We start from the raw sequence: 21,721 nt of genomic DNA, 5'->3' as shown, positions 1-21,721 counted from the left end.
ACGTTCATTGGACTGCAAGAAGCGTGTTTGACCTGCCATGCCGATCAACATTGGGGAACCCTCGCCGAAGATTGTGTTTCGTGCCACAGCTTTGACACTTTCGAAGGGGCTGAGTATTTCGATCACGGACAAACGCCGTTTCAGCTCGAGGGCAAGGCATACCGAGGTAGATTACATTGAATGCCACCGCGAAACCCGGCGCAATGGTCAAGCGTTTCAAGAATTCGCTGGGGTTGCCTTTGCGAATTGCACCGACTGCCACGAAGATGAGCACGATGGGCGCTTCGGAATTGCCTGTACCGATTGCCACTCGGTAAACGGCTGGAGCCAACTGCGGGCCGGAAACAGGTTCGATCACGGCCTCACTCATTTTCCGCTCGAAGGCCAACACCAACAGGTATCGTGCGCCGATAGTCACACATCGGGCGATTATTCTCAGCCAATACCATTCGATAACTGTACCGACTGCCACGAGGACTACCACGAAGGTGATTTTACTTCCATCGAAGGCTTGGTTACCGACTGCGATCAGTGCCACGATCTGCAGCATGAATTTTCGTTCAGCTCTTTCGGCTTATCGGATCACCAAGAATCGGACTACCCCCACGAAGGCGCACACCTCGCCACGCCTTGCTTTGCGTGCCACAAGCCCAGCGAGGAACAGCGGTGGTATTTCACCCTCGAATCGGAGAGCTGCGTCGCTTGCCACGACAATATTCACGAGGGATATATGGATGAGCCTTTCGGCTCGATGAACGGCTGCACCGAATGTCACAACAACGATACTTGGACATCCATCACCTTCGACCACAGCAGAACCGATTGGCCCCTCGAAGGCGTTCACGGTTCGGCCGATTGCCGCGCTTGCCATTTTAGTGAAGATTGGGATACTCAACAATTCAAAGGACGCGATAAAGCCTGCACCGAGTGCCATTCCGACGAATCGCCCACGGAGCTCAATTCGACACCCCCGAAAGTTCGAGTGATTGCGCTCGATGCCATGCTATTGCTACCGACTGGCCCATTGCCAAATTCGATCACGACAGTACGCAGTTCATTCTCGAAGGCCGACACGCACAGATCAAATGCGACGCCTGCCACAAGCCGGAGGAGAATAGCGACATCATAATCTATAAGATAAAACGTTTTGATTGTATCGATTGCCACTCTTGATGGTAGAGGTCATATTTACGACCTTTAGGTCACCTATTTTACCGTTGATGAATTTTTTGAAGGCAATTCTACTCGCTTGCCTGCTGGCTCCTGCTCTAGCCTCCGGACAAAACCCACACGGCGATGAACTCAAGATCGATTGCCGCGACTGCCACCATTCGGGCGGCTGGGACATTCGGCTGGACCAAATGACCTTTGATCACGATAAAGCCACTGGTTTCGAGCTCGAAGGCCAACACAAAAATATTTCATGTACCGATTGCCACGATGATCTGAGCTTCAAAGGGGCCGAAATGGATTGTTTCAGCTGCCATGAGGATGTGCACCAGCAAACCGTCGGGAACGACTGCAACCGATGCCACGACAGTAATAGTTGGCTCGTTTTCGATATTCCGGAACTCCACGAACAAAACGGATTTCCTCTACAGGGAACCCACCGAATTATTTCGTGCAACGACTGCCATACCGGTGGGAACCCGCTCGCTTTCCAACCCATCTGAAACGAATGCGTAGACTGCCATCGCGACGATTATCTGACCACCGGCGTTCCCAACCACACCGAAGTGGGTTTCTCGCTCGATTGCATCGAGTGTCATAATGTCGATGCCGTTGAATGGGGCGTAGGTGAGGATTTTCACTTGGGCTTTCCCTTGACCGGAAACCGCGACATCGGCGATTGTAACTAATGCCATACGAGTCAACCCTATGGTTCGATTTCTTCTGAATGCAGCTCATGCCATACCGATGATTTCATGGCCACCACTGAGCCGGACCACGGTGCTGCAGGTTTTTCAATGGAATGCACCGAGTGTCACGACGTCAATACCATTGGCTGGAGTGTTCTAGGTTTTCACTCTGCTTTCCCGCTTACTGGAAATCACGATGGCTCGGCTTGTGTCGAGTGTCACACCAGCATGCCGTACGACAATATTTCCTCGGAATGCAACTCGTGCCATACGGACGACTTCTTGGCCACTACAGAACCCGACCACAACGCATCGGGCTACTCCATGGCGTGTACCGATTGCCACGATCCCAACACCATCGGCTGGAACATCCCCGGATTTCACTCCATGTTCCACCTGACCGGAGTACACGATGTCGCCGACTGTAACGCGTGTCATACGAGCGCGGACTATACACAGATCAGTAGCGAATGTGCCTCGTGCCATATCGACGATTTCAACAACACCACCGATCCGAATCACGCCGACCAAGGCTTCAGTACCGAGTGTACCTTGTGCCACTCCCTCGACCCCGGCTGGACCCCAGCCGGTTTTACGGATCACGACGGTCAATGCTTCCCGATCTATTCGGGTAACCACCAAGGCGAGTGGAACACGTGTATCGATTGCCATACGACGCCGAACAACTACACCTTATTTAGTTGTATCGACTGCCACGAGCACGATGACCCTAACGATTTAGCCGATGAACACGATGAGGTGAACGGCTATGTTTACCAAAGTACCGCCTGCTACAACTGTCATCCGGACGGTTCCGAATAGTAGCCATGATTAAACGTTTTGTCCTTTTACTTTTTCTAGTGCCTACGGCACGATTTGCTACTGTGGCCCAAAACACGTCCGTGTCGGGAGAGGTGAGCTATGTAGCATCGGAGAACGTGTATGTGCGTTTTTCGAACACCTCGGACCTAACCCAAGGCGATACCCTCTTTTTTGGGGGCGAACCTTGCTTGCGCGTGATGCAGATCTCGTCCGTATCGGCGGTAACGGAGCGTATTGGTGATTGTGATCCCGCCAAAGGCGACGAAGTGATCCTGATTAAAAAGAGACCTCCCGAAGCCGAGCCCGCGGTTGCAGCTCTGGTTGCCACCTCTAGTACCGAGGTCGACACCGCGGCCACGACCGAGGAACCTGAGGTCGAACCCGAAGTAAAAAAAGCCAGACCTGACCATGTTGATGGTCGAATTTCCTTTGCGAGCTACAGCAATTATACCCCGGACGACAACGTGGGAGGGTACACCCGGCTTGTGGGAAGGGCCTATGTAAATGCCGATCGCATAGCTGGTTCTCGCTTTTCGTTCAATACCTATCTCAATTATCAGGAGTATATACGGTCCGATAATAATCCGAGCAGTGGCCCTACGACTTTGGTCAATATCTACAGAGCTGCAATTACCTGCCACGCTCGCGATTCACTCCGCATCACCCCGGGCCGTGCCATTAATCACAAGGCATCGTCACTAGGACCTATAGATGGTTTACAAGCCGAAAAGTATTGGGGTGCATTCTACGCTGGTGCCATAGTGGGTTCGCGACCCGATCTCGATGACTTTGGCTACGACCCATCGCTTTTTGAATACGGAGTATACAGCGGATTCGACAAGCGCAAGGGCGATTGGTGGACCCAAGCTACACTCGGGTTTTTAGAGCAGCGGAATAATAGGAATGTAGATCGACGGCATCTTTATTTGCAACAGTCGACCTCCGTCGGTAAATGGTATGCCTTCGCTTCGGGAGAAGTAGACCTTTACGAGAATTTCGATACGGCCTCAGCGGCAAGCACATTCAAGCTCACGAGTATTTACGCATCGTTGCGCTATCGATTCAATCGTCATTGGACGGCCTTTGCATCGTTCGACTCGAGGGACCGCATTATCTTCTTTGAGCAATTCGACACCGAGATCGAGCGATTGCTGGCCGAACAAAACATACGACAAGGTTACCGAGTTCGCCTGAATTACCGATCGAGTGGAGGTTGGTCGATCGGGGCGGTCTACAATTACCGAAAGGAGCTGAATACCGAGAACTACAGTCAATTCGTACAGATCTACGGAATGTATCGACTACCGTGGATCGGTGGCAATTTATCAGCGCGATATGGCCGAACAACATCGAGGTATTTGTCGACCCGGTTGTGGTCGGCCCGATACAGCCGAAATTTCTTCGATGGAAAAGCGTACTCGGCAATTTATTACCGGGGCTTGTCGTATGAGAATACTTCTGTTGACATTCAAGTTCCCGGCCAACACTACTACGGTGTAGAGGCGAACACCCGACTGGCATCGGCCTGGCGATTGGGCGCACTCGGCGAATATTCTAAGCAGGGGAACAAGCGCGCTTTTCTTCGTCGTAGCTTGCGGACAAAACAAAACTTCACTCGAAGCTAATGACTCCGTAGGTACTGAACAGGAGTCTTATAAAACCGATGTCTTCAACGAGCCGGGTCAGTCTAAAACGGTTTCGGATTACGACGCATCGCACCGCGAGATGCATGTTCCGGAGATGCTCGAAGGAGAGCGATATCAGTACCTGCAAGTTCGTATGTCCGATGGTTCGTAAACGTGGTTGGCTACGCGAAAAGGCCTCTTTGAAGTTGGTGGGCACTACGTTTTTCACCAAGGGTTGTACAAAACGAACTACCACAGTACCGAATTCGATAGAACCTTTGAAGAGATCTACTTGGTGTCGGATCTGAAGTCGGAGGAATCGGAAGGTAGGCGGGCCTGGATGACCAAGGCGCCCGTGCAGGAAATTGAGAAACCCGTGAAAGCCCTCGATCGACCCGTAGGGTCCGTATCCATTAAAGAATTGATAGCGAATTCAGAAGAATACGTCGGCAAACAAGTCAAAGTGACCGGGCGTGTGGTGAAGGTGAATCCGAACATCATGGACCGCAATTGGGTGCATTTGGCGGACGGGACCATGAATTCGTTTGACTTTGTATTGACTACGGCGGAGCAGATTCCGGCCGGACACGAATTGACTTTTGAAGGGACATTTAGAGCGGATCGGGATTTTGGTGCCGGCTATCGGTACGATTTCATTTTGGAGGATGCACGATTGACGCGTTGATATGAAGAAGGTGTTCGAGATGTTGTTGGGTAGGCGAGCTGCATTGTTGTACTTGGCTGTGTTTGCCATTGCCGTGGGTGCGGCCACCTTTGTGGAGAACGATTTTGGCACCGATACCGCCCAGAAGGTGGTTTACAGGGCGACTTGGTTCGAAACACTGCTTTTTTTGTTCGGCGGCAGCTTGGTGTATAACATCATTCAGTTCAAACTCATTCAAAGACGGCGTTGGACGGTTCTGATTTTTCACGGGGCGATGCTCGTGATCCTGTTGGGTTGGCCTTCACTCGATTTTACGGTTTTGAAGGCACCATGCACATCCGTGAAGGGGATTCGTCGAATTACTTTTTAAGTCGCGAATCGTACGTCGGGCTTCAATTCGAAGTTGGGGACCGATCGTACTAGATCGATCGAAAAGTGCTTTTTGGTACGCTCGGCACCAATGCGTTTGACGAGATCTTTGAGCTCGACGGAAAATCGATCCGCGTTCGCCTGTTGGAGTTCTTGCCAAACGCGAGTATCAGCGCACGGTCTTCTGAAAATGGTAAGCCATTGCTCAAGGTGGTTTTTGGAGGGGCCAATGGTCGAAGCGAGTACTACCTCTCGCCAGGTGATCAGCGGCTCATTCAAGGCGTGCCCTTTGATTTTAGTGATGATCCGTCTCCGCGGTCCTTTTCTTTGAGGTGGAGTGGTGATTCTATGGCCCTACGGGCCGATGCGCCCTTGATAGAGCGGGTCATGGCCACGGGAGCAATGGACACCCTGATGCTCGATAAGTGGCATATGCTGCGTTTCCGAAGCCTGTACCAATCGAGTTACGGGGCCTTCGTGTTTGGTGATTTTATGCCGTCCGGTGAACTACAATGGTTGCCGGGCAGCTCCAAGTTGGTTAGCGGATCTACCAATGGACTAAGGTTGGAGGTCACGGCCGATGGGAGAGCTGAAGAGTTGCTGATTACGGGTCAAAAAGGGCTTGAAGGCCGTGTATTGCAGGTCGTCGTTGGCGATGTTGTAGGGGCCGGTTATGGGGCAAAACGAGTGAAGGTGCCTTTTTCGCTCGAATTGCTCGATTTTGAAATGACGCGATACCCGGGCACCAACTCTCCGGAAAGTTTTGCGAGCGAGGTCATCATTCACGATCAGGAACGCGGTGTTGATCGCCCGTTTCGCATATTTATGAACCATATTCTGGACTATCGGGGTTATCGTTTATTTCAATCGAGCTACGATCGCGATGAGCTTGGGATCTACCTCAGTGTGAATCACGATGCTTTAGGAACGTGGACTTCCTATCTGGGCTATGCACTGCTGACCTTGGGTATGTTGTTGACGCTGTTCTCAAAAAACACGCGATTTGCCGAATTGGGACAGCGCGTGACCAAGCTTCGGAACAGGGGAGCAGCGATTGCGATTTTAATAGCGGTCTCTTGGGCCGGTCAGGTTCAAGGTCAAACCGTGCCTCAGATCGACGAAGACCATGCCGAGCGTTTTTCGGAACTGATCGTTCAGGACGTTCGAGGGCGCATGAAGCCCATGCACACACTGAGCCGGGAAATCTTGCGCAAAATCCACGGAAGTGAGTCGTGGTCGGGTCTCAATGCCGACCAAGTGGTATTGAGTACGTGGACAGAGCCTTCGGCTTGGTATGCGGTTGAATTCGTGAAGTTGGGCAAGGCAGAGCGATTAAACCAATTGGTTGGAGTAGAGGGGGATAAAGCGGTTTATCGCGATTTCTTCAACGAAGACGGATCGTACAAATTGGGCGATGAGGTCGCTCGTGCCAATATGATGGACGCTACCGAGAAAGGCGTTTATGAGAAAAACTTGATCAGTGTCGATGAGCGGGTGAACATCATGAACATGGTGTTTTCAGGCATGCTTTTTCGATTGGTGCCCGTGCCGGATGACCCTGCACGGCGGTGGTCTTCAGGCGCACACCATCGCAGTGAGCAACCGACCGAGGTGGCGGCCCGCTTCTTTAACTCGTATCGAAGCGCATTGAGGACATCGGCCCGAGAGGGCCAATACCAACAAGCTAATGACCTAGCGGCCGACCTCGATCGCTATCAGAGGAATCAAGGCACGGATTTGGTTCCGACCGATGCCAAGCGCAGCGCCGAGATTTGGCTTAACGAATGGAAGCCCTTCAATAGGCTAGCCTTGGTATACCTGTTCCTGGGTTTGTTGTTCCTGACCTTGCTGTTTGCCGGTGTGTTCATAGAAAAGCCACTACATAGCCGATGGGCTCGGATTTTGACCGGAGCGCTGATGTTGGCCTTTATTTTTCACACGGTTGGACTCGGCCTGCGGTGGTATGTCAGCGGGCGGGCACCCTGGAGTAATGGCTATGAGAGTATGATCTACATCGCCTGGACTTCTACTTTGGCCGGAACCCTATTCGCGCGACGTTCGGTCGGCGCTTTGGCGGCAACCAATATTCTGGCGTCGGTGGTGCTGCTGATCGCCATGCTCAGCTATTTGAATCCGGAGATCACCCCGCTCCTTCCGGTGCTTAAATCGTACTGGCTCACTATCCACGTGAGTCTGGAGGCCGGTAGCTATGGCTTTTTGATGCTCGGTGCCATCATCGGGCTGATCAATTTGTTGCTGATCGCAACGGCGAGTCGACAACGATGGAAAAAGACGCGGCCGAAAATCGAAGAGTTAAGTGCCATCAGTGAGATAACGCTCACGGCCGGACTCTTCATGCAATCGGTCGGAACCTACCTCGGTGAGGTTTGGGCAAACGAGTCCTGGGGACGCTATTGGGGCTGGGATGCCAAAGAGACTTGGGCGCTCGTTTCGATATTGGTTTATGCCGTGATCTTGCACATGCGTTTTATTCCGGCCTTTAGGAATATGTTCGCATTTAATGTCGGCACCCTCTTCGGACTGGCATCAGTGATCATGACCTATTACGGGGTCAATTACTACCTCAGTGGACTCCACAGCTACGCCGCCGGTGATCCTGTTCCCATTCCACAGTGGGTGTATATAGCCGTGATTTCGTTAGTGCTGTTGAGCTCGGTGGCCTACATGAGGTGGAGAAGGCTTAGGAGTTCTTAGTTCTTAGTTTCATTGCCATAGGCCGTAAGCCAATCAACTAGTTAAGAAATCTCAACCAATCAACCATGAACTGTGGACAATGGACTTGTGGACTATGAGCCAATTAAGAATTCATCGCGAAGTTCTTGTAGAACAATGGAATCGTCTCAATTCCCTTGTAGAAATTGAACAATCCAAAGTGCTCATTGGGTGAGTGGATGGCATCGCTATCCAAACCAAAGCCGAACAGAATACTCTTGCTGTCGAGCTCTTTTTCGAAGAGACTTACGATCGGAATACTTCCACCGCTACGCACCGGTACCGGCGTTTTACCGAAGGTCTCTTCCATGGCCTTACTCGCCGCTAAATACCCTGGGGTGTCGGTCGGAGCCACGTAAGGGTGGCCTCCGTGATGTGGGGTTACATTAACCCGAACGCTGGGGGGCGCAATGCTTTCGAAGTGTTTCGTAAATAACTCGGTGATCTCCTTTGGATCTTGATCCGGTACCAAGCGCATCGATATCTTAGCGTAGGCTTTGCTCGCGATGACGGTCTTGGCGCCTTCGCCTGTGTATCCGCCCCAGATACCATTCACGTCCAGTGTAGGGCGGATCGAATTACGCTCCATGGTAACGTACCCTTTTTCGCCGTGCACATCTGTGAGGTCAAGTGATGCTTTGTAGGCTTCCAGATTGAACGGAGCACGCGCCATATCGGCCCGCTCCTCGTCGCTCAGCTCGATCACCTTGTCGTAGAATCCGGGTATGGTGATGTGGTTGTTTTCGTCTTGCAACGAGGCAATCATTTTCGCCAAAATATTGATGGGGTTGGCTACAGCGCCCCCATAGAGTCCAGAGTGTAGGTCGCGATTAGGACCGGTAACCTGAACTTCCACATAGCTTAATCCGCGAAGACCGGTCGTGATGCTCGGCGTATCGTTACCCAACATTCCCGTATCGGAAATCAGGATGATGTCGTTCTTAAGTTTCTCGCGATTGGCCTTGACGAATCCATCCAAGCTTTCGGACCCGACCTCTTCTTCACCTTCGATCATGAACTTTACATTGCACGGAAGCTCTCCCGTCTTCACCAATGCCTCAAAGGCCTTCACTTGCATGTACATTTGGCCTTTATCGTCGCACGACCCTCGAGCGAATATCGCACCCTGAGGGTGGATGTCGGTCTTTTTGATCACCGGCTCAAAAGCTGGGGAATCCCAAAGATCGTCCGGATCACTTGGCTGCACGTCGTAATGTCCGTAAACGAGCACGGTCGGAAGCCCTTCGCCAACGAATTTTTCACCATAAACGATCGGATACCCCGGAGTTTCACAAATTTCCGCGCTATCCACTCCCGCCTCAACGAGTCTATCTCGCACGGCTTCAGCGCATTTCAGAACGTCGCCTTTATACGCTGGATCCGCACTTATGCCGGGAATTCGGAGTAGGTCGAGCAGCTCGTTCAAGAACCGATCTTTATTTTCTTCGATGTAGCTATTGATCTTCGACATGGTCGTTTTCTTTTCGTTTAAAAGCACCAAGTTAGAGACTACCAGGTTTCTATGCCAATCCACATCTCTATTATTTCGTTACCTTTACATACCCTCGTTGAACGGTTTATGAAAAAAGCTCTACTTCTAGTCGTTACGCTATGTTTTTTGGCGCCTCTCGGCGCGATGGGCCAGTTGGTCGTCAACAATGCGGCTCCGTACAATACGCCTCAATATCTCGTTGAGAATGTATTGGTTGGTGCCGGGGTTCAAACATCGAATTGGACCTACGCGGGTGCACCTGTAGCCATTGGCTTCTTCAATGGCATGAACAGCAACATCGGTATCGACTCTGGAATCGTCATTACCTCCGGAACCATAGCTAATGCCATTGGTCCCAATACAAATGGTGGAACGACCGGTGCAAATGGGCAGCCCGGTGACCCTGACCTTACAGTTTACAGTGGTTTTCCAACCTTCGATGCGGCAATTCTGGAATTTGACTTCGTGCCCCAAAGCGACACCCTCAGATTCAATTACGTCTTCGGTTCCGAAGAATATCCGGAGTATGTGGGCGGCACGGTGAACGATGTGTTCGCTTTCCTTTTGACCGGACCGGATCCTAACGGAGGTACGTACAACAGCGTGAACTTAGCGATTATTGGTGCTACGACCGTTCCTGTATCCATCAACACACTGAACTGCCAAAATTTTTCTGCCCAGTATATCTGTAATGATCCATCGAACACTGCATGTGCGCCGTCGTATAACTGCACCGGTACCGGAAGCGGCGTCACGGTTCAGTACGATGGCTTCACCATTCCGATGCAGGCCGAGGCCTATGTGGTTTGTGGAGCTACATATACCATACGCATGGGGATTGCCGATGGTGGCGATGGAGTTCTCGATTCCGGGGTATTCATCGAGGCCGGCAGTTTTACTTCACCCACGCTCACCATCAACACCATTGCGTCCTTTACTCAAGGACTAACCGATACGGCACTGATCGAAAGTTGTGGGTCGGCTTACATCGAACTCTTGCGTACCGGTGCACTGGACGACTCGCTCATTGTGCCTTTGAATTTCGGGGGAACAGCAACAAACGGAGTCGATTACAACTTACTGCCCGATACCATCATCATATTGCCCGATAGCGCCACATTGCAAATTCCTTTCACGAGCTTCGCCGACGGATTACCAGAGGGATTGGAAACCATCATCGTGTACACCGACAGTATTGTTACCGATTGTACCACATACCTGCCCGATACCATCGTGCTGACCATCATAGACCAACCTCCGCTCGGTATCATAGACCTGCCCGATACCATAGCGTGCGGAGGCGATTCGATCACGGTTCAAGCACAGGGCACGGGCGGTTTCGGATATTTTAGGTATTTGTGGGACGATGGGTCTCAGGACTCCATTAGGACCTTTGCGCCGACTACAACGAATTCCTACATAGTCGAGGTTCGCGATACCTGTGATACCCAATTGGCCGTAGATACCTTCACCATAGAGGTACCCAACTATCCACCCTTGGCGGTGAGCTTGGATAGTGCCTTCATTTGTGAGGGAGACTCGCTGTTCACCGAAGCGAACATCACGGGCGGTATACCCCCATTGACCATTAGTTGGAGCAATGGAGTGGTCGACACTTCGTTTGGTTGGTACCCTACAGCGACGACCACTGTTGGAGTCGATGTTAGTGATGCCTGTGGTAACCAAGTAAGTGCGATCGCACCGGTAGAGGTGGAAATCCCGCCGCAGGCGGATTACATCTTCACACAGCTTACAAACCAATCGATAGCGTTCAATAACCAAACCACAAATGCCACTCAATTCCTTTGGGAATTTGGTGACGGTGCCACTTCGCCTGATGAAAATCCGACCCACGTGTACGATCAGGCCGGATTTTTTGACGTGTGGCTGACCACTTGGAGTCCAAATGGTTGTGTTGATTCTATCTCACAATTAGTGGAAGTTATTTCAGAATTCTATATTTACATTCCCAATGCCTTTACTCCGAATGGCGATGGCAACAATGAGGTGTTTGGAGGAACGGGCAAAGGGTTCAGTAATTACTACATGCAGGTTTGGAACCGATGGGGAGAGCAGATCTACGAGACTACCGATGTTAATCAACCTTGGGATGGTACGCACAACGGTGAGCTCGTGCCGCAAGGAACCTATTTATACCGGATTGAATTGAAACTGCCGTTGACCTCCGAGGTGCCCCAATACTCGGGCTACGTGCAAGTAATTAGATAACTATGAAGAGAACTTTTCTATTCATCGCGGCGCTTTTTGTGTCGGCACTTTCCTTCGGTCAGTTGACGACCATGAATGTGGCGCCGTACAACTCCGTACAGTACTTGGTGGACAGCGTACTGATCGGACAGGGGATTCAGACCTCCAACATCACGTTCTTGGGTGCTCCCCACGCGATCGGTTTTTTTGATGGAACAAACTCCAACATTGGGCTTGATAGTGGTATCGTGATCACAACGGGCGATATTGCCAATGCGGTAGGACCGAACAACATTGGGTCTCAATCGACCAGCAACAACCTGCCGGGAGATGCACAGCTCGATCTGTTGACCACGAATACGACGAATGACGCTTCGGTTCTGGAGTTCGACTTTATTCCCGAAAGCGATACGGCGAGCTTCCGCTTCGTTTTTGGATCGGAAGAGTACCCTGAATTCGTGAACTCATTGTTTAACGATGTTTTTGCCTTTTTCATCTCAGGACCGAACCCGGCCGGGGGTAACTACGTCGATCAGAACATTGCGTTGATTCCAGGTACTACGGTTCCGGTTACGATCGACAACGTGAATATTGGGTCCAACCCCCAGTACTATATCGACAATACAGGTGGAACCTCGGTTCAGTACGATGGCTTTACGACGCCGTTGACCGCACTTGCACCCGTAATTTGTAGCCAGCCCTATCACATCAAGATCGCCATTGCCGATGCAGGTGACTTCTCATACGACTCAGGGGTGTTCATGGAGGCAGCGAGTTTCTCTTCTAATGGCGCAACAGTGACATCCGTTTCGACTTCGTCCTATACCGAAAACGATACCACAATACTCGAAGGTTGTGGAGATGCCTTGGTCACCGTAAAATTGAACCGCGTAACTCCTACTGATTCGATTGCGCCGTACACCCTTACAGGTACGGCAACTCAAGGAGTGGATTACGTGATCACCCCTTCTCAACTATTGATTCCGGCTGGTTCGGATAGCATCCAATTTACTGTGACGGGTCTCTGGGATGGCGTTGATGAACCGAATGAAACCATTTTCATAGAGTTTCCTTTTCAAGACGCCTGTCTGGGCTTCCAGCCTGTGAAGATCGGGCTGTTATTAAGGGATATTGACTCACTCAAATTAGATTACCGAAGTCCCGACACCACGCTATGTGGGCCGGAAGATTTATACCTCTATTTTCAGCCTTCCGGGGGTGTAGCACCGATCAGTTTCGACTGGCAATACAACGGACAAACTAGCGCAGGCTTCGACTTGCAAGATTCCCCGATGACGAGCACTACTTATGTGGTCACCATGACGGATGCGTGTATTGGGTTTACTTTGACCGACTCGATCAATGTCACTTTATTGTCTGATGTCGAGCCGGTCGATGTAGAGGTCGGAGTTACGAACTACGATCTTTGCTTGGGAGATTTACAAGCTCTGAACGCAATTGTCACCGGCGGAGGTGGAGCGGTTACCTTTGGATGGTACGATATCGACGGTACCTTGATCACGGACAGTTCGACCTTTGTTATAGAACCCGAAGAGGGAATGGTGAGTTATACCGCTCTGGCATTCGACGAATGTGGATCTCGCGATTCAGTTGAAGTGACCATCAATACTGAGATTTGTGAGTTCGAAGTGCCCAATGTATTTACTCCCAACGGGGATGGGAATAACGATTACTTCTGGATCGAGAATCTCGATAAGTTCCCGAATACCGAAGTGTATGTTTTCAACCGCTGGGGACAAACGGTCTTTACGAGTACCGATTACGGCGGTGGTTGCGTGAATAATGGCGACTCTGGCTGTTGGAACGGAAAGGTGAACAACACCGGTGCCGATTGCTCTGAAGGAACCTACTACTACGTCATTCGCGCTCCGGGAGAAGAAGAGCGCAAAGGGAGTATAAACCTCTTCCGTGACTAGGGTTGTCAACTGAACAGAATTAAAAAAGCCGCGACTCATTGAGCGCGGCTTTTTTGTGGTACCACCCGGATTCGAACCAGGGACACAAGGATTTTCAGTCCTTTGCTCTACCAACTGAGCTATGGTACCAGTGTAGAGGGGCGCAAATGTAATTCTTTCTTCTCAGAAACTCCAAATCGGACCTCTATAATTTGGCTATCTTCGCGTTCTAATGTCTCGATCTATGAGAACCTTGGTGCTTGACTGGGGAAATACGAGCCTGAAATACGGAGCTTTTGAAGGGGTTCATTTGACTGATAGCGGGCGATTTGCGGACCCGACCCTCGTCGATCTGGAACCATGGATTCGCGGTCAAAAGGTCGAGCATGTGGTAGCCGCATCAACCGGCCAAACGCCCGAACCCTTTCTGCGCAACCTCCAAGGCCGATATACCGTCTTCTTAATAGATGCGCATACACAAGTCCCTTTGAACATGGGGTATTCGACACCGGAAACCCTAGGAGTCGACCGCAAGGCCGTTGCTGTAGCTGCCGCCATGGATTACCCCGAGGAATGGTCGATGGTCATCGACTGCGGTACATGTATTACCTACGACCTCGTTGCCCCAGGTCAACGCTATGTGGGCGGAGCTATAAGTCCGGGGCTCGCTATGCGATTAAAAGCAATGAGCGCCTTCACGGCGCGATTGCCACATGTGGAGCTCCGGTCGGATACCTTTCGCTGGCCTGGGCAAAGCACCAACGATTCGCTCTGGACAGGCGCATTAAAAGGCTGGCAACTAGAAATAAGTGGGTATGTCAACGAAACCAGGCAAGAACACCCCGAACTTAACATTATTTTAACTGGCGGTGATGCGCCTTACTTTGAATCGACTGAAAAATTGGGCATCTTTGCCGACCCGTTTTACGTTCTACGCGGGTTGAACGCGATTTATGGGCACCATGCGCGCACTAAATAAGTTACTTTTTGCACTTGTACTCACGCTTCCTGTCGGAACGGCATGGGCGCAAACCAGTTCCATTAGTCCATACTCTAGATTTGGACCGGGCGAAGTGCAATTCTATGGATTGGGTCAAAATCAACAAATGGGCGGTCTACTCGCTCCTATGATCGACTCACTCCACGTGAATCCGAGCAATCCGGCTAGTTACGCGCATTTAAGGCTTACGGCATTCGAATTTGGCGCCATTCATTCGTTCACGCAATTCGCTACCTCGAACATTACAGAAACGAATAGCTCGACCTACTTGAGCCATATCGCGATTGGACTCCCTCTCGGAGAAAAATTCGGCGCGGGCTTTACCCTTTATCCATACACTACTTTGGGATACAACCTTCGTTCAAAAGAAGAAGTGGACGATATCGGTGGTGTAAACTACTACTATACGGGATCGGGAGGAGTGAATCTCTTTACTTCCGGCGTATCGTACATGCCGATCAAGGGATTGAGCATTGGAGTAAACCTCAATTATGTTTTCGGGCGGCAAGATCGCTCGAGCAGCATCGAGTTCGATTCAACCGGATATTATAACACACGTGAACTGTCAACTTTACGAGTGTCGAACTTTTTCCTCAGTTATGGACTTCAGTATAAGGCCAATCTCGGTAACGAGAAGTATTTGACCATTGGCGCAACGCTCGGTCCTGAGGCCGAACTATCTGTTGAAAGCGACTATTTAAGCTACAGCTATACCGGAACTATTTTGAATAAAATCAGTATAAAAGATACGCTGATCAGCCAGAATGAGGTCTTGGGGAGCATAGCCTATCCGATCGAAGGTAGTGTTGGGGTCGGTTTTGGTAAGAACAACGCGTGGTTCGTGGGAGCGGATTACCAGTTCAAGAATTGGAGCGAATACAACAAGTACGGGATCGGCGATACTTTGAACAATAGTTACCGTTTTGCCGTAGGTGGTTATTGGGTACCCAATTGGAGCTCGGTCGGAAACTACTGGGCGCGAGTGCAGTATAGAGCCGGTTTTTACTACGGGGCAACGAATTTAAAGCTACGCGGTCAGGTCATCAACGATGCCGGCATGACCTTTGGACTAGCTATACCGTTCCTCAATAAGTCCTTGTCAACTTTGAACTTTGGAGTTCAGTTAGGGCAGAAGGGAACATTGGAGAACGACTTGATTCGAGAGCGGTATTCCCGGTTTACGATCGGTCTGTCACTCAACGATAAATGGTTTACAAAGAGAAAAATAGACTAATTAATTTCAATAAAATGAAACAGAAGATCATCCTTGGGATGGCCCTGATTCTCACCTTTTCTTTCGGAAAGGCCCAAGCCCAAAGCTACGGTACCGATAGTTTGACTTGTTCGGAAAAGCTTTCGGTATTTTACGAATTCTACAAGGCAAAGAATTATGCTGATGCATACAAGCCTTGGAAATGGGCGTTCGATAATTGTCCGGCCTCAAGCAAGAATATCTACATTATTGGGCCTCGTTTGCTCCATGCGAAATTGAAAGCTAATGAGGATAATCCGGCCGTAATAGAAGGGTTGGTCGATACCCTGTTGATGGTCTGGGATGCCAGAGACCAGTACTACCCTGGCCAGTTGAGCTATGTTCAAAGCGAAAAAGCGGACATCCTTATGAAGTTTCGTCGTGATTCTTCCTTTGAAGAAGCATATACTTTGTTGAAAGCTAGTATCGAAGCCGAAGAGAGCGAGTCAGGTGCGGCCGATCTATTCAACTACGTGCGTTCAAGCGCTATGATGTACAACGCCGACAAGATCGACAAGCTCGAGCTCATCGATATCTATCAGAATACGATGGGATACATCGATTACAACCTGGAATTTGGTGAAGAGAAGCACATGAAGTACTACGAGCAAGCTCAGAATGGGATCAACGGAATGTTGGGACCGCTTTTCGAATGTGAGGACCTGATCCCACTCTTCGAAGAGAACTATGATAACTTCGCGGCCGACGAGTACCGTCTTACCCGTGTTGCCAATTTGCTCGAGCGTAAAGAATGTACCGATAGCGACTTGTACTATAAAGTTTCTGCTCAGATGTTCGGTTTGAATCCCGGGGTGATCTCCGGTATCGCTATAGGTAACATGAGTATGACCCGTGAAGACTGGGGCAAAGCGGTTGAGTACTACCAGTTGGCCGCATCCCTTGATACAAACGCCAATCGTAGAGCCGAAACGAATTTGAAGATCGCTCAAGCCTACCAAAAACTTGGACAGCGTGCTTCAGCTCGTACATTTGCTTTGAAAGCTGCAAATGATCGCACAGGTTGGGGTGATCCTTTTATCCTCATCGGTGATTTGTATGGGGCAACAAAGGGATGCGGTACCAATGAGCTCGAAGTAAAGTCTGTATACTGGGCTGCCCTGGACAAGTACTATTATGCGAAGAGTATCGATCCATCAGCGGCCGAAAAGGCCAACCAACGTATCAATACTTACACGCAGTATGCACCGGATTACACTACCGCTTTCAACTTTGGAAAGCACGAGGCAAGCACGGTGCAGGTGGGTTGCTGGATCAATGAATCTGCGACCGTGCGTTTCCCTGACCGCGAGTAATTTGAACTGGGTTAATAGATATAATGGGAGCATTGTCGTTTTAGGGGCGGCAATGCTTTTTTCTTGCTCTAAGCCCGACCCAAGAGTTATGGGCCAGGGGGCGCCAAAAGAGGTGCCCGACGAGCTCGCATACGATATAGAGGTGCTGTACAGTGATAGCGGCTCTATACGGTTAAAACTCAATGCTCCTCAGATCGCCAGGTACTCCGATATCGAAAAGCCTTATGTGGAATATCCCGAGGGTCTTGAAGTTGAGTTCTACAACGCTGTAGGTGAAGTCACTACTCGTATGAGTGCAGAATACGCTATACAGTACCAAGACAGAGGAATCACCGATGCACAACGCAATGTCGTTGTCGTGAACGAAGAAGGGGAAATGCTGCAAACCGAGCAATTGACCTGGGATGAGAACAATAAGTTGATTCATACCGAAGAATTCGTTAGAATCACAACAGAAACGGAACAACTGACCGGCTACGGATTAGAGGCAAATCAGACCTTTTCGTGGTACAAGATCAAAAAACCGGCCGGAGTAATAGATATTTCAGAAGATGAAAGCAGCAATTAAGGTCATTGAGATCATGTGGGTCGTTATCGCGGCAGTTTCAGTCGTTGAACTGGTGCGCTTGTGGAATACTCCCGGCAACAAGAAGTGGATTTTCGGAGCCTTTCTCGTTTTCGCTATCTTTATGTATTGGTTCCGTCGTAAACAGCGCATCCGAATGGAGCAGCGTATGAACGATAGGAACGATCAAGACGGCTTATGATTTCAACATTGATCGCCATTGTACTGGCATCTATTCTCTTCTCCGCTTTCTTCTCAGGAATGGAGATCGCCTATATCTCTTCTAATAAGCTTCAGATAGAACTACAAAACAAGCAGGGCGATTTCGCGTCGCGCTTATTGTCGCATCTGATGACTCAACCGAGCAGGTTCATTGCGACCATGTTGGTCGGTAATAATATTGCCTTGGTCGTCTATGGTATTTTCATGGCGCAGTGGATCGAACCCACCTTGTACAGGTTCTTGGCGAATGACGTAGCCGTATTGTTGATTCAAACTCTGTTCAGCACATTGGTGATCCTGATCTTGGCGGAGTATGTTCCCAAGGCGATCTTCGCTTTGTACTCCAACCAACTCTTGCGCATTTTCGCCCTTCCAGTGTTGTTGTTGTACTACGTTCTTTTTCCCGTGGTCGGACTCATTATGGGGATCTCTAGATTCCTGTTGAAGGTCATCTTCAGAGCCGATGCCAATGACGAAAAACCGATGTTCAGTCGAATCGATCTCGATAATTACGTACGTCAGCATACCGAGGATGATAGTCGCGACGATGTGGAGAATGAAGTCCAGATATTCCAAAATGCGCTCGACTTTGGAAAGGTGAAGGCGCGTGAATGCATGGTGCCGCGAACCGAGTTGGTTGCTATGGAAGTTGGAGATAGCATCGAAGAACTTCGAAAACGATTCATCGATACGGGGCTGGGTAAGATATTGATATACAAGGAAAACTTGGATAATATCATTGGATATGTGCATAGCTTCGAACTCTTTAAGAAGCCAAAGCAGATTCGCTCTATTCTTCTCCCTCTTTCAATGGTTCCTGAATCTATGCCTGCAAGCGAAGTGCTGAATTTACTCATCCGGGAACGAAAGAGTTTGGCCATCGTTTTGGATGAATTCGGGGGTACCAGCGGGCTAATCACCATTGAAGACGTAATCGAAGAGATCTTTGGGGAGATCGAAGACGAGCACGATAGTCAAGATCTGATCGAAGAAACTCTTTCTGAGAACAAATACTTGTTCAGCGCCCGACACGAGATAGATTACCTGAATGAAAAGTACAAGTTGGACCTTCCTGAGAGCGAACAGTATGAAACCCTTGGTGGCCTCATTACGCACCACTATGAGAGTATCCCTGAAAAGGATGAGGTCATTGTAATTAACCCATTTATCTTCACTATTAAAAGCTCACACAATACCCGAATTGACGAAGTGATACTCAGGGTAAAAGAGGAAGAATAGGGGTTTTCAAAATTCTCTCAATACTTGTATCTTCGTGGCCTTAATTTAAAACCATAAGAATGGCCACATTACAGAGCATCCGCAAGCGTTCGGGTCTTTTGATCGGAATTGTGGGATTTGCCATGCTTGCCTTTATTCTGACCGACTTCCTCAGCTCAGGGGGTTCCATTCTGCAGCGCGACCGAAATACGATCTTAGAGATCGACGGAGAAAAGATCAGCTCTATCCAATTCAATCGCCGCGTACAGGAGCGTATCGACGACTACATCGCCTCTTCAGGAGATGCAGGTTTAACGAACGCCTCTCGGGATCAATTCCTGGATATCACTTACGATGAGATTCTTCGCGAACACGTTATGGGCGCTCAATATGAAGATTTGGGTATTCAAGTGACCAGTGAAGAGCTTTGGGACGTGATCATTTCGAATCAAAGCATAACAGGTAACCAAGGATTTCAGTCCAACGGTCAATTCGATGAGCAGTTGGTGCGTCAATATATCAGCATGTTGGAAGAACAGCGTGCTAACGATCCTCAAATGCAAGAGGCTTGGGAGCAATGGACATCGTTTGAAGATCAATTGTATACGAACCAGCTTCAGTCCAAGTATACCAATTTGATCGCGGCTGGAATATCAGCTACGAAGATCCAAGCCGAAATGCAATATCGCGAGCGAAACACCACCGCCAACTTGAGCATGGTGTATCGTCCTTTCACGACGATCAGTGACAGCTCTGTCAGTGTTTCAGAGTCTGACCTTAAAGCTTACTACAACCAGCATAAGGAGGAACTTTACAAACAAGAAAACGCTCGTGATATCGAGTATGTCGTTTTTGACATCGTTCCTTCACAGGCCGACATCGATGCTGCGGCAGCTGAGTTCAACGCTCTTATGAACGATGAGATCGTGTACAACAGTGAAACCAAAACGAACGACACACTCCGTGGATTCATCAACACTGAAGACGACTCGGCCTTTATCAATGCAAATAGCGAGCAGAGTCGTTACTTCGGGGAGTGGTTCCGCGAAGGGGTGCTCGATGCGCGGTACGATTCTATCATGTTCGCAAACGAGCCCGGATTTATCTACGGTCCTTTCAAAGACGGAGACTATTTCCGTGCAGTAAAGCTGATCGAGAAAGGAGTTCAACCCGACTCTGTCCGTGCACGTCACATCTTGATCGCTTTTCAGGGGGCGGAGCGCGCCGCGCCTGAAGTTGTTCGTTCACCTCAAATGGCCCAATCTTTGGCCGACAGTCTGTTCAACGTAGTTAAGAACGACCCATCTTTGTTCGCCGGATTAGCTGCACAGTATTCAGATGGCCCAAGCAAAACCAAAGGTGGAGATCTCGACTGGTTCCAACCCGGAATGATGACGACCAACTTTAACAATTACGTGTTTAGTAACAATACAGGAGATATTGGATTGGTCGTTACGGAGTTTGGATTCCACGTAATCGAAATTACCGATCAAGGTGGTGAAGGCCCTGTTGCTAAAGTGGGTATCCTCGATCAGCGTATTCTTCCTTCCAACGAAACGGAAGACAGGTTGTACGCACAAAGTAGTGACCTAGCGGGTTCTGCAGATGATGTAGATGCCTTCCGCGCAAAAGCTCAAGAGCTCGGTAAAGACATTCGCCCGGCAACGAACTTGCGGCCACTCGACAAAGCAGTACCTGGAATTCCGAATAGCCGTGCAATCGTGCGTTGGGCATTCGAGGATGGGATCGAAGAAGGTGCCGTGAATATTTTCGATGTTCAAAACCAAGTGGTCGTTGCTATTCTCACCAATATAAAAGAAGAGGGATATGCATCCATTGAAGATGTTCGCGACCAGGTGGAGACCCGAGTCATCCGTGAAAAGAAAGGCGAAATGCTTAGTAAAGAAATGGAAGGGGCGAGCAATTTGGACGACTTGGCTCAGAGCCTCGGAACTCAAGTTATTTCGGCATCAGGTGTAACGTTTGCCAACAATAGTGTTTCTGGCGTAGGTTCAGAGCCGCTAATCGCTGCAAAGTCAATGACCATGCCGGTGAATACGCTTTCTGCTCCAATCGTCGGCAACTCGGGAGTTTTCGTTATCGAAGTTACGGGTCGTACCGAAGCCGCGCCACAAACCGATTACTCTACACAGATCTCACAAATCGGTAGCCAGTACGGTTCGCGTGTGACTAACCAATTGTTCGAAAGTCTTAAGGCCCAAGCGAACATCGTTGATAATCGCGCTCGTTTCCAGTAAGAGATTTTTCAGTTTTGTGATGACACCCTGCCGGCTTCCGGCGGGGTTTCTTTTTTTGGCTACGAACCGTGAACCATGAACTATGAACCATGAACATTGGGAGTGTTCACTAAAGTGTGTCATTGGTTAAAAATCTATCTTCAAAATAGTCACATAAATCCCTGCGGACATTAGACCATCCGACCATCCAACTATTGCGAAACCG

At 49.7% G+C, this 21,721-nt stretch carries 17 protein-coding genes and 1 tRNA gene; 16 read left to right on the top strand and 2 right to left on the bottom strand.

Annotated features, from left to right (window positions below):
- Window positions 1–73 precede the first annotated feature (73 nt).
- From J4F31_05335 to ccsA, 7 genes are all read left to right on the top strand, one after another.
- On the top strand, window positions 74–1,129 hold the full coding sequence (locus J4F31_05335; protein MCE2495983.1) for a hypothetical protein: 1,056 nt from the start codon (window positions 74–76) through the stop codon (window positions 1,127–1,129).
- A 91-nt stretch (window positions 1,130–1,220) separates the two neighbouring features.
- Window positions 1,221–1,673, top strand: a complete 453-nt coding sequence (locus tag J4F31_05330; protein ID MCE2495982.1) for a hypothetical protein — start codon at window positions 1,221–1,223, stop codon at window positions 1,671–1,673.
- Window positions 1,674–1,925: 252 nt separating this feature from the next.
- Entirely contained in the window at window positions 1,926–2,681 is a 756-nt protein-coding gene (locus tag J4F31_05325; protein MCE2495981.1) for a hypothetical protein, read from the top strand.
- 5 nt (window positions 2,682–2,686) lie between these two features.
- Entirely contained in the window at window positions 2,687–4,306 is a 1,620-nt protein-coding gene (locus J4F31_05320) for a hypothetical protein (GenBank protein MCE2495980.1), read from the top strand.
- Window positions 4,307–4,484: 178 nt separating this feature from the next.
- A complete protein-coding gene (locus J4F31_05315) occupies window positions 4,485–4,991 on the top strand; it encodes a hypothetical protein (protein ID MCE2495979.1) in 507 nt (168 codons plus the stop codon).
- Between the two features lies 1 nt (window position 4,992).
- The gene (locus J4F31_05310; GenBank protein ID MCE2495978.1) at window positions 4,993–5,340 is read left to right on the top strand and encodes a hypothetical protein; all 348 of its coding nucleotides are present in this window, start codon (window positions 4,993–4,995) and stop codon (window positions 5,338–5,340) included.
- A 65-nt stretch (window positions 5,341–5,405) separates the two neighbouring features.
- Entirely contained in the window at window positions 5,406–8,054 is a 2,649-nt protein-coding gene (gene ccsA / locus J4F31_05305) for a cytochrome c biogenesis protein CcsA (protein ID MCE2495977.1), read from the top strand.
- A 103-nt stretch (window positions 8,055–8,157) separates the two neighbouring features.
- Here the strand turns inward: ccsA and J4F31_05300 are convergent, their stop codons facing one another.
- A complete protein-coding gene (locus J4F31_05300; GenBank protein ID MCE2495976.1) occupies window positions 8,158–9,543 on the bottom strand; it encodes a dipeptidase in 1,386 nt (461 codons plus the stop codon).
- Between the two features lie 108 nt (window positions 9,544–9,651).
- On the opposite strand from J4F31_05300, the gene J4F31_05295 reads away from it, so the two are divergent.
- Window positions 9,652–11,793, top strand: coding sequence for a choice-of-anchor L domain-containing protein (locus J4F31_05295; GenBank protein ID MCE2495975.1), 2,142 nt, complete (start codon window positions 9,652–9,654; stop codon window positions 11,791–11,793).
- Window positions 11,794–11,795: 2 nt separating this feature from the next.
- A complete protein-coding gene (locus tag J4F31_05290; protein ID MCE2495974.1) occupies window positions 11,796–13,709 on the top strand; it encodes a choice-of-anchor L domain-containing protein in 1,914 nt (637 codons plus the stop codon).
- Window positions 13,710–13,765: 56 nt separating this feature from the next.
- Here J4F31_05290 and J4F31_05285 read toward each other — a convergent pair.
- Window positions 13,766–13,838: transfer RNA gene (locus tag J4F31_05285), tRNA-Phe, on the bottom strand.
- 82 nt (window positions 13,839–13,920) lie between these two features.
- Here J4F31_05285 and J4F31_05280 point away from each other — a divergent pair.
- From J4F31_05280 to J4F31_05250, 7 genes are read left to right on the top strand one after another with little or no spacing between them, the layout of a single operon-like run.
- Window positions 13,921–14,667, top strand: a complete 747-nt coding sequence (locus tag J4F31_05280; protein MCE2495973.1) for a type III pantothenate kinase — start codon at window positions 13,921–13,923, stop codon at window positions 14,665–14,667.
- Window positions 14,651–15,922, top strand: coding sequence for a hypothetical protein (locus J4F31_05275; protein MCE2495972.1), 1,272 nt, complete (start codon window positions 14,651–14,653; stop codon window positions 15,920–15,922). Before J4F31_05280 ends, J4F31_05275 begins: the two co-directional genes overlap by 17 nt.
- Before the next feature lie 14 nt (window positions 15,923–15,936).
- Window positions 15,937–17,253, top strand: a complete 1,317-nt coding sequence (locus J4F31_05270) for a hypothetical protein (protein MCE2495971.1) — start codon at window positions 15,937–15,939, stop codon at window positions 17,251–17,253.
- Window position 17,254: 1 nt separating this feature from the next.
- Window positions 17,255–17,821, top strand: a complete 567-nt coding sequence (gene lptC, locus J4F31_05265; GenBank protein MCE2495970.1) for an LPS export ABC transporter periplasmic protein LptC — start codon at window positions 17,255–17,257, stop codon at window positions 17,819–17,821.
- Window positions 17,805–18,020, top strand: a complete 216-nt coding sequence (locus tag J4F31_05260) for a hypothetical protein (protein ID MCE2495969.1) — start codon at window positions 17,805–17,807, stop codon at window positions 18,018–18,020. The genes lptC and J4F31_05260 overlap by 17 nt, the downstream gene beginning before the upstream one ends.
- Entirely contained in the window at window positions 18,017–19,279 is a 1,263-nt protein-coding gene (locus tag J4F31_05255; GenBank protein ID MCE2495968.1) for an HlyC/CorC family transporter, read from the top strand. The genes J4F31_05260 and J4F31_05255 overlap by 4 nt, the downstream gene beginning before the upstream one ends.
- 59 nt (window positions 19,280–19,338) lie before the next feature.
- On the top strand, window positions 19,339–21,516 hold the full coding sequence (locus tag J4F31_05250; GenBank protein ID MCE2495967.1) for a peptidylprolyl isomerase: 2,178 nt from the start codon (window positions 19,339–19,341) through the stop codon (window positions 21,514–21,516).
- The last annotated feature ends 205 nt before the right edge of the window (window positions 21,517–21,721 follow it).

It is taken from the genome of Flavobacteriales bacterium (genome assembly GCA_021296215.1).
In the GTDB taxonomy this organism is placed as follows: Bacteria; Bacteroidota; Bacteroidia; order Flavobacteriales; family ECT2AJA-044; genus ECT2AJA-044.
This window is presented reverse-complemented; position numbering and strand designations above follow the sequence as displayed.

Excerpts from the sequence above, each read along its gene's own strand:
- J4F31_05330 (MCE2495982.1), top strand. The coding sequence starts at position 1,221 with ATGAATTTTTTGAAGGCAATTCTACTCGCTTGCCTGCTGGCTCCTGCT.
- J4F31_05325 (MCE2495981.1), top strand. The coding sequence starts at position 1,926 with ATGGCCACCACTGAGCCGGACCACGGTGCTGCAGGTTTTTCAATGGAA.
- J4F31_05320 (MCE2495980.1), top strand. The coding sequence starts at position 2,687 with ATGATTAAACGTTTTGTCCTTTTACTTTTTCTAGTGCCTACGGCACGA.
- J4F31_05310 (MCE2495978.1), top strand. The coding sequence starts at position 4,993 with ATGAAGAAGGTGTTCGAGATGTTGTTGGGTAGGCGAGCTGCATTGTTG.
- J4F31_05300 (MCE2495976.1), bottom strand. The coding sequence starts at position 9,543 with ATGTCGAAGATCAATAGCTACATCGAAGAAAATAAAGATCGGTTCTTG.
- J4F31_05295 (MCE2495975.1), top strand. The coding sequence starts at position 9,652 with ATGAAAAAAGCTCTACTTCTAGTCGTTACGCTATGTTTTTTGGCGCCT.
- J4F31_05290 (MCE2495974.1), top strand. The coding sequence starts at position 11,796 with ATGAAGAGAACTTTTCTATTCATCGCGGCGCTTTTTGTGTCGGCACTT.
- J4F31_05280 (MCE2495973.1), top strand. The coding sequence starts at position 13,921 with ATGTCTCGATCTATGAGAACCTTGGTGCTTGACTGGGGAAATACGAGC.
- J4F31_05275 (MCE2495972.1), top strand. The coding sequence starts at position 14,651 with ATGCGCGCACTAAATAAGTTACTTTTTGCACTTGTACTCACGCTTCCT.
- J4F31_05270 (MCE2495971.1), top strand. The coding sequence starts at position 15,937 with ATGAAACAGAAGATCATCCTTGGGATGGCCCTGATTCTCACCTTTTCT.
- J4F31_05260 (MCE2495969.1), top strand. The coding sequence starts at position 17,805 with ATGAAAGCAGCAATTAAGGTCATTGAGATCATGTGGGTCGTTATCGCG.
- J4F31_05255 (MCE2495968.1), top strand. The coding sequence starts at position 18,017 with ATGATTTCAACATTGATCGCCATTGTACTGGCATCTATTCTCTTCTCC.
- J4F31_05250 (MCE2495967.1), top strand. The coding sequence starts at position 19,339 with ATGGCCACATTACAGAGCATCCGCAAGCGTTCGGGTCTTTTGATCGGA.